Annotated in this window: 1 protein-coding gene; it reads right to left on the bottom strand. The window is 66.8% G+C overall.

The window, feature by feature from the left end:
- Positions 1-21: 21 nt before the first annotated feature.
- Positions 22-330, bottom strand: coding sequence for a VOC family protein (locus APY03_RS26340; protein ID WP_068681546.1), 309 nt, complete (start codon positions 328-330; stop codon positions 22-24).
- Positions 331-413: the final 83 nt, after the last annotated feature.

The raw sequence follows: 413 nt of genomic DNA, 5'->3' as shown, positions 1-413 counted from the left end.
AGCACTTAACGAAGAGGGGCACTATGAGCAGGTCATTGCCTGCTGCCGCAGCTCGTACTTCGTGCCGCTTTCATCGAAGCGCGCCTTCACGGCGCGCAGGTCGCGCGCCGTGAAGGCCATGTGGTCGATCACGCCCGCGCGCTGTGCCGGCACCGGGCGGTCGAAGTAGAGGTGCACCAGCGCCTGCGGCCCCTCGCCGTAGAGCCAGGCCCCGGGGAAGCCGAGCTCCGGCCGGTGGCCGATCCGCAGCCCGAGGAGGCCGGTGTAGAAGTCCAGTGTCTTCTTCTCGTCCTCCGCGATCACGGTGAAGTGGTTCATGCCGACGATCATGGGATGGCTCCTTCATGGTTGTTCAGGGCAGCAGGACCAATGCGCCGAGCGTGGCGCGGGATTCGAGCCGCGCATGCGCCTGC

This window comes from Variovorax sp. WDL1, assembly GCF_001541225.1.
Classification (GTDB): Bacteria; Pseudomonadota; Gammaproteobacteria; order Burkholderiales; family Burkholderiaceae_C; genus Variovorax.
Note: the sequence above shows the minus strand (reverse complement) of the source record. Positions and strands in the feature narration are given on the sequence as shown.